Below are 13,243 nucleotides of genomic sequence, written 5' to 3'. Positions count from 1 at the left end.
GTAACTTACGGTACGGTAGCCGCGTGGCGATTACCGACATCAAGGAGTACGCGCATCTGACGGATGCGGACGTCGAGGCGCTCGGTCGCGAGCTCGACGCGATCCGTCGTGATGTCGAGGACTCCCGTGGCGAGCGCGATGCGCGCTACATCCGCAACACCATCCGACTGCAGCGTGGACTCGAGATCGGCGGGCGCGCAGTGCTGTTCGGTAGCCGCAAGCGCCCCCTGTGGGTGCTCGGTACCGGCATGCTGGGCGTCGCGAAGATCATCGAGAACATGGAGCTCGGGCACAACGTGATGCACGGGCAGTGGGACTGGATGAACGATCCCGAGGTCCACTCGGCGAGCTGGGAGTGGGACAACGTCGATCCGTCGGCGCACTGGAAGCAGACCCACAACTACCTGCATCACAAGTACACGAACATCCTGGGCATGGACGACGACGTGGGCTACGGCCTGCTGCGCGTCACCCGCGACCAGCGCTGGAGGCCGTTCAACTACGGCAACCTCGCCTACAACGCGATCCTGGCGTTGCTGTTCGAGTACGGCATCGCGATCCAGCTGCTCGAGCTGGGCAAGGTCGCGGCCGGACGCGACGACCGCGAGTTCACCAAGCGGAACGCGAAAGAGGTCGGCGCGAAGATCGCCAAGCAGACCCTCAAGGACTACGTGGTCTACCCGGCCCTCACCGGGAAGGCATGGAAGACGACCCTCACCGCGAACCTCACGGCCGGCGTCATCCGCAACCTGTGGACCAATGCGGTGATCTTCTGCGGACACTTCCCGGACGGCGCCGAGAAGTTCACCAAGGCCGACGTCGACAACGAGACGAAGGCCGAGTGGTACCTGCGGCAGATGCTGGGCAGCGCCAACATCTCAGGTGGTCCCGTCATGGACTTCATGACCGGCAACCTGAGCTACCAGATCGAGCACCACATCTACCCGGACCTGCCGTCGAACCGGTACTCCGAGATCGCGGTCAAGGTGCGGGCGCTGTGCGAGAAGTACGACCTGCCGTACACGACGGGTCCGCTGCCGGTGCAGTATGCCAAGTCGTGGCGCACCATCGCCAAGCTGTCGCTGCCGAACAAGTACCTCAAGGACACGTCCGACGACGCGCCCGAGACGGCATCGGAGCGTAAGTTCGGCGGCAATGCCGTCCCCACCGTCGACCCGCTCACCGGTCGCCGTCGCGGACTGGTGACGGCCATCAGGGCATCGAAGAAGCGCCGCGGCCTGCGCGCGCTGCTGTCGAGGTAGTTCGCCGCGAGTTGTCCGGTGTCGGGGAGATAGCCGAACTGATCGCACCGGTCCTCGATCACGTCGACCGGGAGAATCCCGGTGACATGATCGGCGTGTACCTCTACGGTTCCGCTGTCGCAGGGGGCTTGCGCCCCGACAGCGACGTCGACATCCTCGTGCTCACCCGGCGATCGCTCACCGCAGCGGAGCGGGCCTCGTGGGTCCGGGTGTTGCTGAGGGTGTCCGGGTGGAGTGGCCACGCAGCCACGTTCCCCCACGCGGCATCCCGTCGGCCGCTCGAGGTGACGAGCATCGTGATCGACGGCGCTCACCTGTGGGGTGACGGGCCCCGGCGAGACTTCCAGTACGGCGAATGGCTCCGCGGAGACCTCGAGAGCGGGGTCGTCCCCGAGGCGGCGGACGACCCCGACGTGCCGATCCTCATCGCGACGGCCCAGGCCGCACACCGCGTGCTGCGGGGGCCACGGCTCGGCGAGGTGCTTGCCGCCGTCCCCCCTGATCTTCTCCGCCGAGCGCTGCTCGCCGTCATCCCCGACATCCTGGAAGAGATCGAGGGCGACGAACGCAACACCCTGCTCGCACTCGCCCGCATCGTCGTCACCCTGGAGACCGGCAGGATCGTCCCGAAGGACGGCGCGGCCCGTACTGTCGCGCCGACGCTCCCCGCGCCGGACCGGGACCTGATGGAGCGCGCCGGAGCCGCCTACCTCGGGACTGCCGTCGACGACTGGTCCGGGCTGGCGCCTCGGGTGACGGCGCTCGCGCGCAGACTCGGGCAGCGGGCTCGCGACTGCGCCGCGGATCGGTGACCCGTAGCGGCGCGGGCGTCGGACAGCGGTTCCCTGGACCGTGGGTCTCGTGTGGTGGGAGAGTGGTGGGGAAGAGCCTGTTCGACATCGTCTCGTGAACGGAGCGGTCAATGGACTCATTCTGGGATTACTTCTGGCTGGTCTTCGCGTGTTTCGCGTTCGCGGCGTATCTGATGGTTCTTTTCATGATCCTCGCCGACCTGTTCCGGGACCACCGGATGTCCGGATGGGGGAAGGCTGTGTGGGTGTTCTTCCTGTTCGTCCTGCCGGTCGTCGCGTCGTGCGTGTACCTGATCGTTCGCGGCCCGGCCATGGCGCAGCGGGCGGCCGCAGCCGAACAGCAGTACCGGCGGGCCGAGGACGAGTACATTCGGACCGCGGCCGGGACGTCGACTGACGAGCAGTTGGCCACGGCGCAGTCCCTGCTCGACTCGGGGGCCATCACCGAGGACGAGTATCGAGTCCTCGCGGCTCGGGCGCAGGGGTCTCCGACGCCGTAGGCCTGCAGGCCCCGGTGTGTAGGGTTCTCAGGCCCAGGACTCGTTCGACATCAATGCGACGAGCAGGTGGCGGACCGCCTCGACACGGCCCGCGGACTTGCCGGTGAGCTTGTCCAGCGCGCATTCGGGGTCGGCCGGGGGGCCGAGATGGGTGCACCCGCGGGGGCAGTCCTCGGCGGCTTCCGCGAGGTCGGTGAAGGCGGCGACGACGTTCTCGGGGGAGATGTGTGCAAGCCCGAACGACCGGATGCCGGGGGTGTCGACCACCCAGCCGCCGCCGGGTAGTGGCAGGGCCACCGACTGTGTCGACGTGTGCCGGCCCTTGCCGACGCCGGACACGACACCCGTCGCGCGGTCCGCGTCGGGTACGAGCCGGTTGACCATGGTCGACTTACCGACCCCGGAGTGCCCGATGAGCGCGGTCACCTGCCCGGCGAGGATCGCCGTCACCGGTTCGATCGGATCGTCCCGTCCGGCCACGACGACCGGGATGTCCAGGTCGGCGAACGTGGCGGCGAACTCGTCGGGTGTGGCGAGGTCGCTCTTGGTGAGGCACAGGATCGGTTTCAGGCCGCCGACGTACGCGGCGACGAGCGCCCGCTCGACGAAGCCGGTCCGCGGCGGCGGATCGGCCAGGGCGACGACGATCAGCAACTGCGCCGCGTTGGCGACGACGATCCGCTCGTACGGGTCGGTGTCGTCGGCGGTGCGCCGCAGGACGGTCCTGCGTTCGGCCACGCGCACGATGCGGGCGAGGGTGTCCGGCTTGCCGGACAGATCGCCGACGACGCTCACCTGATCGCCGACGACGATCGGCGTGCGGCCCAGTTCCCGGGCGCGCATCGTCACCACGGGCCGGTCGGGGTCGCCGCCGAGCACACAGCCCCACCGGCCGCGGTCGACGGAGACCACCATGGCGTCCTCGGCGCTCGCGTGCTCGGGCCGGGTCTTGGTCCGCGGGCGGGTGCCCTTGCCCGGACGGATCCGGACGTCGGACTCGTCGTACTGCCGGCGGCTCAGGACAGTGCTCCCTGTTCGGCGGAACCCGATGGGGACTCTGCCGCGTCCAGCATTGCCGCCCACAGATTCTCGAAGCCGGGCAGCGTCTTCGCGGTGGTGCCGACGTCCTCGATCCGGACGTCGTCGACCACGAGGCCGATGATCGCTCCGGCGGTCGCCATCCGGTGGTCGGCGTACGAATGCCACTGTCCACCGTGTAGCGGCCGCGGTTCGATGCGCAGGCCGTCGGCCGTCTCGGTGACCGCGCCGCCGAGCTTGTTGATCTCGGTGGCCAGCGCCGCCAGTCGGTCCGTCTCGTGCCCGCGCAGGTGCGCGATGCCGCGCAGGACCGACGGCCCCTCGGCGAGTGCGGCGAGCGCGGCCACCGTGGGCGTGAGCTCGCCGATGTCGTGCAGGTCGATGTCGATGCCGCGCAACGACTTCGGTCCGGTCACCGACAGGACGCCATCCTCGAGCCGCACCTCGGCGCCCATGTCGGCGAGGATGTCGCGAATCGCGTCCCCCGGCTGGGTGGTGCGCGACGGCCACAACGGCACCCGGACGGTGCCCCCGGTGACCGCCGCCGCGGCCAGGAACGGCGTCGCGTTCGACAGGTCGGGCTCGACGACCCAGTCCACCGGATCGACCTTGCCCGGCAACACCTTCCAGGTGTCGGCGTCGCCGCTCTCGCCGGGCGTCAGGACCGTGACACCGGCCGTGCGCAGCATCTCGACGGTCATGTCGATGTGCGGCATCGACGGCAGCGAGCCGCCCTGGTGGCGCACGGTGACGCCCTCGTCGAAGCGGGCAGCGGACAGCAGCAGTCCGGACACGAACTGAGACGAGCCGGACGCGTCGATCGTGACCGTGCCGCCGCGCAGACCGCCGTGGCCGCGGACGGTGAAGGGGAGCGCATCGCCGTCGATGTCGGCGCCCAGCCCGCGCAGGGCGTCGAGGATCGTGCCGAGCGGCCGCGTGCGGGCCTGCTCGTCCCCGTCGACCGCGACGGTGCCGGCGGCCAGAGCAGCCATCGGGGGCAGGAAGCGCATCACGGTGCCGGCGAGGCCGCAGTCGACGCTGCCGCCGGTCATCGGTCCCGGCGCCACGTGCAGGGTGGTGCCGGTCGCGGCGTCGGGCGTCGCGGTGATCGACACGCCGAGCGCGCGCAGCCCCTGGATCATGAGGTCGGTGTCGCGGCTGCGCAGCGCGCCGGTGATCGTGGAGGGCCCGGCCGCGAGCGCCGCGAGAACGAGAGCCCGGTTGGTGATCGACTTGGATCCGGGCAGCGTCACGGACGCATCCACGGGGGCTTCGGCACGGGGCGCTGTCCACAGGCTCTCACGACTCACCCGTCCATCTTCGCCTATGGGTGGGCGGCGTGTGGCAACCGTGCCAGCATGGGGAGCGGACGGTCACACCAGACAGGGCCCGGACGACGAGGAGTGCGGCAGACATGTGCGGCAGGTACGCGACGACGGCGAACCCGGCGACGCTCGCGGTGGAACTCGATGCGGTCGACGAGACAGGGGAGTCCGGTCCGGAGGCGGCGGACTTCAACGTCGCTCCCACGACCCAGGTCCTCACCGTCGTCGCACGCCACGACCGCGGCGACGACGACAGTTCGGTGCGCCGTCGGATCCGCCGCATGCGTTGGGGGCTGGTGCCGTCGTACGCCACGGAGCCGGGCAAGGGCGCACCGCTGTTCAACGCCCGCTCCGAGACCGTCGCCACGAAGGCCGCGTTCAAGACGTCGCTGCGGTTCAAGCGCTGCCTGGTGCCGATGGACGGCTGGTACGAGTGGCAGACCGAGCCCACCGCGGACGGCAAGGCCGTGAAGGTCCCGTACTACATGTCCCGCGGCGACGGCGAACGGTTGTTCATGGCCGGGCTGTGGTCGGTGTGGCACGACCCGAAGGCGCCCCGGGAGACGCCGCTGCTGTCCACCACGATCCTCACCACCGACTCGGTGGACCAGTTGGCGAACGTGCACGACCGGATGCCGCTGATCCTGCCGCCCGATCGCTGGGACGCCTGGCTGGACCCGGACAGCCTCGGTCACCCCGACCTGATCGCGCCCAGCCTCGAGTCGGTCGCGGCGGTCGAGATCCGCCGGGTGTCCACCAAGGTCAACAGCGTCCGCAACAACGGCCCCGAACTCTTGGCGCCCGACACGGGGGAGCGGGAGGGGGAGCAGATCAGCCTGCTGTGACCGGCTGCCGCGACGCGAGATCGGTGACGTCGGCGACCAGTTCCAGCGACCGCATCCAGGCCGCACGGTCGGTGGCCGACGACACGACCATCAACTCGTCCGCGCCCGTCTGCTCGGCGAACCGGCCCAGGTAGTCGTACACGACGTCCGGGGTGCCGACCGCGGAGTACCGCACCATCGCGAGCACCTGCTGGCCGGCGGGCGACTCGAGGATCATGTCGGCCTCCTCCGGCGTGAACGTCCGGCCACGGCCGACGAACAGCCCGACCCGCTTGCGCTTGGTCTCGAGGAACAGTCGCTGCGCCTCCGCGTCCGTGTCCGCGGCGATCACGTTCACCGCGGCGATCACGTGCGGCTCGGAGAGTTGCGCCGACGGCCGGAACTCGCGCCGGTAGATCGCGATCGCGTCCATCAGGGCGTTGGGTGCGAAGTGTGACGCGAACGCGTACGGCAGGCCCAGCGCGGCGGCCAGTCGGGCGCCGAACAGCGACGACCCGAGAATGTAGAGCGGAACGTCGGTGCCCTTGCCTGGGGTCGCCTCGATGCCCGGTACCCGCGATGGCCCCGTCAGGTAGCCCTGCAGTTCGAGCACGTCCTGCGGGAACGACTCGGCCGAGCTCGGGTCCCGGCGCAGCGCCCGCATGGTCTGCTGGTCGCTGCCCGGCGCGCGGCCCAGGCCCAGGTCGATGCGGCCGGGGTGCAGTTCGGCGAGCGTGCCGAACTGCTCGGCGATGGTGAGCGGCGCATGGTTGGGCAGCATGATGCCGCCCGCGCCGAGCCGGATCCGCTCGGTGTGCGCTGCGACGTGTGCGATCAGTACGCTCGTCGCCGACGACGCGATCGACGGCATGTTGTGATGCTCGGCATACCAGATCCGGCTGTATCCCCACCGCTCCGCGTTCCGCGCCATCTCGACGCTGGCCCGGAAGCTGTCTCCCGCAGTCTCGTCCGTGCCGATATGGGCCAGGTCGAGGATGGAGAGGGGAAGATCGAGGGGAGCCGTCACGGGGACACCGGCTTTCGTTCGTCGAGACAGGTCATGAGTGGAACGCGGTGCGCGGCCGTTGCATTCCTCAGCCGGCTGCACCGAACCGCCGGCTCAGCCTGCGGTGATCTCCGCGACCACCGCACCCGACAGCCGAGCCAGGTCCTGTGGCGCCAGCTCGATCTCGAGGCCACGACGGCCCGCACTGCACAGCACCCGATCCCATTCCAGCGCCGACGCGTCGATCACCGTCGGCAGACGCTTGCGCTGCCCGAGCGGGGAGATGCCGCCGAGGACATAGCCGGTGGAGCGTTCGGCGTCGGCCTGCTGCGCCATGACGGCCTTGCCCGCGCCCACCGCCGCGGCGGCCGCCTTGAGCGACAGCTTCGACGGCACGGGGAGCACCGCGACCGCGAGCTTGCCCGCGTCGGTCTTGATCACGAGCGTCTTGAAGATCTGTGCGGGCTCCACCCCGAGATGACCGGCGAGCGAATCGACGGCCTCGTCACCGAACGACGCCGCACGCGCATCGTGGTCGTAGCTGTGGATCCGGTGCGCGACCTTCTCCTTGTCGAGCAGCTTGGTTGCAGGGGTCGAAGTTCCGGCCATGGCGACAACTCTAGGGCCCGGCATCTCGCGTCATCTCGCCGCGATCACGACTCGGGAACACACCGCGCCCGAGTGCTGTTGAAATCTGCCGAGAAGCTGCAACAGCGAAGGGAGTGGCCGGTGGCGGTGTTGTGCGCGGAGCGGGCTCGTCCGGAGTCCGCGACGACGTCGACTGGTCCGGTGGTCGTGGCAGGGTTGGCGGTAGCCTTGACCCCTACGGCAAGCGAAGGGATCAGTGTGCGCGACGATCATGACCCTGAGAAGGAACCCGACACCCCGACCGGCCCCACGGGTGACGGTCCCGAGTCGGATGCCGAGCTGATCGAGCGGTTCGAGCGTGACGCGCTCCCGCTCCTCGATCAGTTGTACGGCGCCGCGCTGCGCATGACGCGCAACCCGGCCGACGCGGAGGACCTGGTCCAGGAGACCTACATCAAGGCCTACTCGGCGTTCCGTTCCTTCAAGGCGGGAACCAACCTCAAGGCCTGGCTGTACCGGATCCTCACCAACACCTACATCAACTCCTACCGCAAGAAGCAGCGCCAGCCGGCGCAGTACCCGACGGACGAGATCACCGACTGGCAGCTCGCCGCGACGGCCGAACACACGTCGACCGGGCTGCGGTCGGCGGAGGTCGAGGCCCTCGACGCGCTGCCCGACGACGACATCAAGGCGGCACTGCAGGAACTCCCCGAGGAGTTCCGCATGGCGGTGTACTACGCCGACGTCGAGGGATTCCCGTACAAGGAGATCGCGGAGATCATGGGCACGCCGATCGGCACCGTGATGTCGCGCCTGCACCGTGGGCGCAAGCAGTTGCGCGGACTCCTCGCGGACGTCGCTCGCGAACGTGGATTCAACCGCGCCGAGCGCAGCGGAACAGCGGAGCAGGAGGTTACTCGGTGACCGGGGAGAACGAATTCGAGCAGTTGGACTGCTCGGCGGTGATCGCGGATGTGTGGTTGCTGCTCGACAGCGAGTGCGACGCGAACTCGCGCGCGAGGATCCAGCGGCATCTGGAGAACTGCGGCGCATGCTTCGAGGCGTACGGCATCGAGGAGAAGGTCAAGAGCCTCATCGGCCGCAAGTGCGGGGGCGAGCACGCCCCGGACGGGCTGCGCGAGAGGCTCTCGTTCGAGATCCGGCGCACCGTGATCATCACCGAGACCGAACTCGTCGGCGACCGCGAGTCGGACGACTAGACGAACGACGTGGGCGGGTGCCCGAAACGGATCAGGGGCCGGCAAGCGGTGTGCTTGCCGGCCCCTGATCCGTCTGTCAACGCGTCTCAGGCGTTGGGACGCTTGCCGTGATTGGCGGCGTTGCCCTTGCGGCTGCGCTTCTTGCGACCACGCTTACCCATGAGTAGCTCCTTCTGTGTTCGAACTCGAGTTCGTCCTAGTGTTTCACGTGTGATTGGCTGTGGTTCCATTGGCTGGTCCGCGACCGTCCACGAACAGTGAGGTGCCAGGTGGCAGAAGATGTGCGCGCCGAAATGGTTTCGACCGTCTACCAGGTCGTTGTCAGTGCAGGCGAAGAGGTGACCGAGGGCGACACCCTCGTGATTCTCGAGTCCATGAAGATGGAAATCCCGGTTCTGGCCGAGGTTGCCGGCAAGGTGACGTCCGTCGACGTGAAGGTCGGCGATGTCATCCAGCAGGGCGACCTGATCGCCACCATCAGCTGAACCCGAGAAGCGAATCGGAGCCTGGCACATGTCGACACTGAGCGACCTGCTCGCCGAGCACACCGATCTTCCCGGCAGCGCGGTCGATCACCTGCAGCAGGTTGTGGGCGAATGGCAGCTACTCGCGGATCTGTCCTTCGCCGACGTCCTGCTGTGGGTGGCGACCGAGCGGCCGGACGACCAGACCGACTCCGCGGATGCGGGCCCCGGCACCGTCGTGTGCGTGGCGCAGTGCCGTCCCACGACCGCGTCGACGGCGTTCCCCGAGGACGCCGTCGGATCCGTGGTCTCCGAGTCCGAACACCCCCAGGTTCTCAAGGCGCTCGTCGACGGTGAGATCGTCACCGAGGTCGACCACTCGTGGCGCGACGGCACCCCGTTGCGGCGGGAAGCGGTTCCGGTGCGCTGTGGCGGCGAGGTCATCGCGGTCCTCAGCCGGGACACCAATCTTGCGCAGCAGCGCGCCCAGAGCCCCCTCGAGATCGCGTATCTGGACTGCGCCGCGGACTTGTGTCAGATGATCAGCGAGGGAACCTTCCCCAATCCCGAGACGCGCTCGGACACCAACTCGAGCCCCCGCGCCGGCGACGGTTTCATCCGCCTCGACCCCCAGGGACGGGTCGTGTATGCGAGCCCGAATGCGTTGTCCGCGTACCACCGTATGGGTTTGAACAGTGACCTGAACGGTCAGGACCTGGCGTCGACGACCCACTCACTCATCACCGACCCGTTCGAGTCGCAGGAAGTGGCCGACTACATCAGCGGAACACTCGCCGGCCGCCTCGGACACCGGATGGAGATCGAGGCGCGCGGCGCGATCGTGTTGCTGCGGGCACTGGTACTCAAACCGCACGGCAAGGTGGTGGGCGCCGCCGTCGTGATCCGTGACGTGACCGAGGTCAAGCGCCGCGATCGCGCGCTGCTCAGCAAGGACGCGACGATCCGCGAGATCCACCATCGGGTCAAGAACAATCTGCAGACCGTCGCGGCCCTGCTGCGCCTGCAGGCCCGCCGCACCGACAACGAGGAGGCGCGGCAGGCGCTCAGCGAGTCGGTCCGGCGCGTGACGTCGATCGCGCTGGTCCACGAGTCGCTGTCGATGTCGGTGGACGAGGAGGTCGATCTCGACGAGCTCGTGGATCGGCTCGTGCCGATCCTCGCCGACGTCGCGTCGGTCAACATGCCCATCCAGATCAGGCGGGAGGGCAGCCTCGGGGTGTTCTCGGCGGAGCGCGCCACACCACTTGTGATGGTGCTGACCGAACTGGTGCAGAACGCGATCGAGCACGCCTTCGAGCCGGGGCAGCCGGGCACGGTGTACCTGCGCGCGGATCGTTCGGCTCGATGGCTCGACGTGGTCATCCACGACGACGGTCGCGGCCTCCCGGGCGGTTTCAGCCTCGAGAAGTCCGATCGGTTGGGCTTGCAGATCGTGCGCACACTGGTCGACGCGGAACTCGGTGGATCGCTGGGGCTGCATCCGTCCCCGGGCGGTGGCACCGACGCCGTGCTGAGGGTGCCGTTGGGTCGGCGGGCGCAACGCCTCTGACGTTTTCGCACTCGCGGACCGCAGGCCTGGTATTACGTTCGGACCACGAAAGACGAAGGCCCGGCGCCCTCCAGGGTGCCGGGCCTTCGTCTCGATCGAGACTAGACTGCGGTGCGCGCGCGGGTGCGGGCGTTGCGGCGCTTGAGTGCGCGACGCTCGTCCTCGCTCATGCCGCCCCAGACGCCCGCATCCTGGCCGGACTCGAGGGCCCAGGACAGGCACTCCGCGGTCACGGGGCACCGGTTGCACACCACCTTGGCATCAGCGATCTGCGCGAGAGCCGGGCCACTGTTTCCCACCGGGAAGAACAGTTCGGGATCCTCGTCGCGGCAGATTGCGTTGTGGCGCCAGTCCATCCTTCTACTCCTTAACTGGGTGCGCCGGGCACCGTAATGTATTTACAAGTTCATGGGTGCTTACTTGGTTGTTTCAGCACTGTTACTTGTGAATGCTTTCACGAACGCGGGGGAAGTCAATAGATATCGACTGCACCGTGGGGAAGCTCACTCGGTAAGGCTGCCCTGCGTGACTCCGTTGTCCTTTGTACACCCACCTGCGGCGATGCGCACCCCATCAGGGCATTTCAGTCCCCGATCGTGACTGATCGAGCGCCGGATGGCGCCGGATCGCGCCCGATCGGGCGTTCGATCCAGTGGGATAGGTGGGTTCGGGGCCTCGGCGGTATGGCCGGGGAGTCAGCGCGACTGAGGTGCAACGACCTCCAGGGCATCGGGGACCGCGACGAATGTCACGTCACTTCGCAGCCCGATATAGTCGCCGTCCATTTGGAGTCCGATCGGCGCCGTTGCGTGGATGCGGATTTGCGGCACATCGTCGAATCGAATCAATGAATGTGATTTAGGCGATAATCCGGCTGAAAGTAGTTGACGAACGACGCGAAGGCTGGCAAGGACGCCCATTGTTCGCATCGCGAAGAGCCCCAGTCCCGCTTCGAAGCGCGTTCCGGGGTTGGTGTGCACCTCGCGGTTGTTCAGATAGGTCCACGGCGTCGAGTTCGACACGAACGCGTAGTGCACGCGGTCGATCGGATCCTGATCGGGGAGTTCGACCGTGAGTGTCGGCTCCTCACGCTTGGCGCGGAAGAACGCGCGGATGGCGTGCCGCACGTAGCGCCCCGGCGTCACGGCCTGTCCGTTCGTGCGGCCGTTGTCCACCGCCTCGCACACCTGGGCGTCGAGGCCCATCCCCGCATTGAAGGTGAACCAGCGGTTGTCGCAGTGCGCCAGGCCGATGGTTCGCCGGGCGCGCCGGGCGAGCAGATCGATCAGTTGGTTCGTCGCATCCACAGGGTCCGGTGCGATACCGAGCGACCGCGCGAACACGTTGGCCGAGCCGCCCGGGACGACGGCGAGCAGCGGGATGGGGCCGATCGGGACCGACCGCATCGTCCGGGGGCGGGGCTCACCGAGCAGGCCGTTGACGACCTCGTTCACGGTGCCGTCGCCGCCGTGCACGATGATCAGCCCGATGCCGTCGGTGTGGGCCTGTGCCGCCAGTTCCGCGGCGTGACCGCGGTGCGTGGTGTGGGCGACGGTCAACCGCACCCGGCTCGACAGTGCGTGCGCGAGTAGGTCGCGCCCCGCGGGCGTGGTCGAGGTGGCGTTGGGATTGACGATCAGCAGCGCACGCACGGGGCATCAGCCTAGCGGGGTTCTGCGGGTGTTCTAGGCTGGCTGCGTGTCGAACCAGTCTGCGCCCACCCCGATTCCCAGTACTGTCCGTGGCGCCGGCGCCCTGGTGACCCTCGAGGGCGCCGCCGCAGTCGGAGTTGCGCTCGTCCTGATCATCCGTGGCCTGCTCGGTGCCGATCAGAGCATGACCAGTGGGTACGGCACGGCCGCGTGGTTCGCGATTCTCGGAGGGGCCGTCCTGGCGGCGGGTATCGGGCTGCTCCTCGGCCACCGCTGGGGCCGCACGATCGGTGTCATGACGCAGCTGCTGTTGCTGCCCGTCACGTGGTACGTGTTCACCTCGCACCGCGTGCTCTGGGGGATCCTGTTGGGCGCGGTGGTGCTCGCCGCCCTGGCACTGTTGTTCTGGAACAGCACGTCGCGGTGGGTGGCCGAGGGCTACGGCGCCCCCGACGAGTACTAGGCCCGACCGCTACCGCGCCTGGGTCGCCAGCGTGACCAGCGCCTCGCCACTGAGCCGGTACGTGGTCCACTCGTCCTGAGCCACCGCACCCAGCGACTCGTAGAACCCGATCGACGGGGTGTTCCAGTTCAGCACCGACCAGGCCAGCCGCGTGTACCCGTTGGCGACACATTCGTCGGCGAGGGTCGCGAGCAGCGCCTTGCCGTAGCCGGAGCCCCGGTGCTCGGGGGTGACGTAGAGGTCCTCCAGGTAGATCCCGTGCACGCCGTCCCAGGTCGAGAAGTTGCGGAACCACAGCGCCGTGCCGACGATCACGGGTGCCTGCGCACCGTCGGCCGGAACCTCGACGACGTGCGCGAAGACCGCAGGCTCGGGTCCGAAGAGCGCAGTCTCGATCTGCTCCGGAACCACCGTGCACTCGTGCCGGGCCTTCTCGTACTCGGCGAGTTCGTAGATCAGACCGGTGATCGCCGCGACGTCGTCAGGGGTGGCTCGACGGATCACGGCCTGTCCGAC

The 13,243-nt window shown here is 68.4% G+C and carries 17 protein-coding genes; 9 read left to right on the top strand and 8 right to left on the bottom strand.

The window, feature by feature from the left end:
* Nucleotides 1–23 precede the first annotated feature (23 nt).
* The 3 genes from AC1RIF_RS21560 to AC1RIF_RS21550 all read left to right on the top strand — a co-directional run bounded on the left by AC1RIF_RS21560 (nucleotide 24) and on the right by AC1RIF_RS21550 (nucleotide 2,574).
* The gene (locus AC1RIF_RS21560; RefSeq protein WP_492603407.1) at nucleotides 24–1,262 is read left to right on the top strand and encodes a fatty acid desaturase family protein; all 1,239 of its coding nucleotides are present in this window, start codon (nucleotides 24–26) and stop codon (nucleotides 1,260–1,262) included.
* 11 nt (nucleotides 1,263–1,273) lie between these two features.
* Nucleotides 1,274–2,074 carry an aminoglycoside adenylyltransferase domain-containing protein gene (locus tag AC1RIF_RS21555; protein ID WP_492603406.1) on the top strand — a complete coding sequence of 267 codons (801 nt, stop codon included), beginning with the start codon at nucleotides 1,274–1,276 and terminating at the stop codon, nucleotides 2,072–2,074.
* Between the two features lie 110 nt (nucleotides 2,075–2,184).
* Complete coding sequence (locus AC1RIF_RS21550) at nucleotides 2,185–2,574, top strand: SHOCT domain-containing protein (protein WP_492603405.1); 390 nt, start codon at nucleotides 2,185–2,187, stop codon at nucleotides 2,572–2,574.
* A 27-nt stretch (nucleotides 2,575–2,601) separates the two neighbouring features.
* On the opposite strand, the gene rsgA is transcribed toward AC1RIF_RS21550, so the two are convergent.
* The gene (gene rsgA / locus AC1RIF_RS21545) at nucleotides 2,602–3,624 is read right to left on the bottom strand and encodes a ribosome small subunit-dependent GTPase A (protein ID WP_492603517.1); all 1,023 of its coding nucleotides are present in this window, start codon (nucleotides 3,622–3,624) and stop codon (nucleotides 2,602–2,604) included.
* Nucleotides 3,591–4,922 (bottom strand): 3-phosphoshikimate 1-carboxyvinyltransferase, encoded by a 1,332-nt coding sequence (aroA, locus tag AC1RIF_RS21540; RefSeq protein WP_492603404.1) that lies wholly within the window; start codon nucleotides 4,920–4,922, stop codon nucleotides 3,591–3,593. The genes rsgA and aroA overlap by 34 nt, the downstream gene beginning before the upstream one ends.
* 104 nt (nucleotides 4,923–5,026) lie before the next feature.
* Between aroA and AC1RIF_RS21535 the strand changes: the two genes are divergently transcribed.
* Nucleotides 5,027–5,782 (top strand): SOS response-associated peptidase, encoded by a 756-nt coding sequence (locus AC1RIF_RS21535; RefSeq protein ID WP_492603403.1) that lies wholly within the window; start codon nucleotides 5,027–5,029, stop codon nucleotides 5,780–5,782.
* Here AC1RIF_RS21535 and AC1RIF_RS21530 read toward each other — a convergent pair.
* Both AC1RIF_RS21530 and ybaK read right to left on the bottom strand, forming a co-directional pair.
* Entirely contained in the window at nucleotides 5,769–6,788 is a 1,020-nt protein-coding gene (locus AC1RIF_RS21530) for an LLM class flavin-dependent oxidoreductase (RefSeq protein WP_492603402.1), read from the bottom strand. The two genes, AC1RIF_RS21535 and AC1RIF_RS21530, sit on opposite strands and share 14 nt — an antisense overlap.
* Before the next feature lie 93 nt (nucleotides 6,789–6,881).
* Entirely contained in the window at nucleotides 6,882–7,376 is a 495-nt protein-coding gene (gene ybaK / locus AC1RIF_RS21525) for a Cys-tRNA(Pro) deacylase (RefSeq protein WP_492603401.1), read from the bottom strand.
* 180 nt (nucleotides 7,377–7,556) lie between these two features.
* Between ybaK and AC1RIF_RS21520 the strand changes: the two genes are divergently transcribed.
* Complete coding sequence (locus AC1RIF_RS21520) at nucleotides 7,557–8,282, top strand: sigma-70 family RNA polymerase sigma factor (RefSeq protein WP_492603516.1); 726 nt, start codon at nucleotides 7,557–7,559, stop codon at nucleotides 8,280–8,282.
* Nucleotides 8,279–8,578 (top strand): mycothiol system anti-sigma-R factor, encoded by a 300-nt coding sequence (rsrA, locus tag AC1RIF_RS21515; protein WP_492603400.1) that lies wholly within the window; start codon nucleotides 8,279–8,281, stop codon nucleotides 8,576–8,578. Before AC1RIF_RS21520 ends, rsrA begins: the two co-directional genes overlap by 4 nt.
* A gap of 86 nt (nucleotides 8,579–8,664) precedes the next feature.
* On the opposite strand, the gene AC1RIF_RS21510 is transcribed toward rsrA, so the two are convergent.
* On the bottom strand, nucleotides 8,665–8,739 hold the full coding sequence (locus tag AC1RIF_RS21510) for a 50S ribosomal protein bL37 (protein ID WP_022597109.1): 75 nt from the start codon (nucleotides 8,737–8,739) through the stop codon (nucleotides 8,665–8,667).
* 72 nt (nucleotides 8,740–8,811) lie between these two features.
* On the opposite strand from AC1RIF_RS21510, the gene AC1RIF_RS21505 reads away from it, so the two are divergent.
* Together AC1RIF_RS21505 and AC1RIF_RS21500 are read left to right on the top strand one after the other, a co-directional pair.
* Nucleotides 8,812–9,063, top strand: coding sequence for a biotin/lipoyl-binding carrier protein (locus AC1RIF_RS21505; RefSeq protein ID WP_174914874.1), 252 nt, complete (start codon nucleotides 8,812–8,814; stop codon nucleotides 9,061–9,063).
* A gap of 28 nt (nucleotides 9,064–9,091) precedes the next feature.
* Nucleotides 9,092–10,612: a sensor histidine kinase gene (locus AC1RIF_RS21500; protein WP_492603399.1), complete on the top strand. Its 1,521-nt coding sequence runs from the start codon at nucleotides 9,092–9,094 to the stop codon at nucleotides 10,610–10,612.
* Between the two features lie 101 nt (nucleotides 10,613–10,713).
* Here AC1RIF_RS21500 and AC1RIF_RS21495 read toward each other — a convergent pair whose 3' ends face one another.
* Nucleotides 10,714–10,968, bottom strand: coding sequence for a WhiB family transcriptional regulator (locus AC1RIF_RS21495; protein ID WP_031937408.1), 255 nt, complete (start codon nucleotides 10,966–10,968; stop codon nucleotides 10,714–10,716).
* Nucleotides 10,969–11,307: 339 nt separating this feature from the next.
* Nucleotides 11,308–12,264, bottom strand: coding sequence for a diacylglycerol/lipid kinase family protein (locus tag AC1RIF_RS21490; RefSeq protein WP_492603398.1), 957 nt, complete (start codon nucleotides 12,262–12,264; stop codon nucleotides 11,308–11,310).
* A 46-nt stretch (nucleotides 12,265–12,310) separates the two neighbouring features.
* Here AC1RIF_RS21490 and AC1RIF_RS21485 point away from each other — a divergent pair, with 46 nt between their 5' ends.
* Nucleotides 12,311–12,727 carry a hypothetical protein gene (locus AC1RIF_RS21485; RefSeq protein WP_492603397.1) on the top strand — a complete coding sequence of 139 codons (417 nt, stop codon included), beginning with the start codon at nucleotides 12,311–12,313 and terminating at the stop codon, nucleotides 12,725–12,727.
* A 9-nt stretch (nucleotides 12,728–12,736) separates the two neighbouring features.
* On the opposite strand, the gene AC1RIF_RS21480 is transcribed toward AC1RIF_RS21485, so the two are convergent.
* Nucleotides 12,737–13,231: a GNAT family N-acetyltransferase gene (locus AC1RIF_RS21480; protein WP_492603515.1), complete on the bottom strand. Its 495-nt coding sequence runs from the start codon at nucleotides 13,229–13,231 to the stop codon at nucleotides 12,737–12,739.
* Between the last annotated feature and the right edge of the window lie 12 nt (nucleotides 13,232–13,243).

Source organism: Prescottella sp. GW823-FHT02E09 (assembly GCF_058797375.1).
The sequence above is the reverse complement of the archived record's forward strand: the minus strand, read 5'-3'. Positions and strand labels throughout refer to the sequence as shown.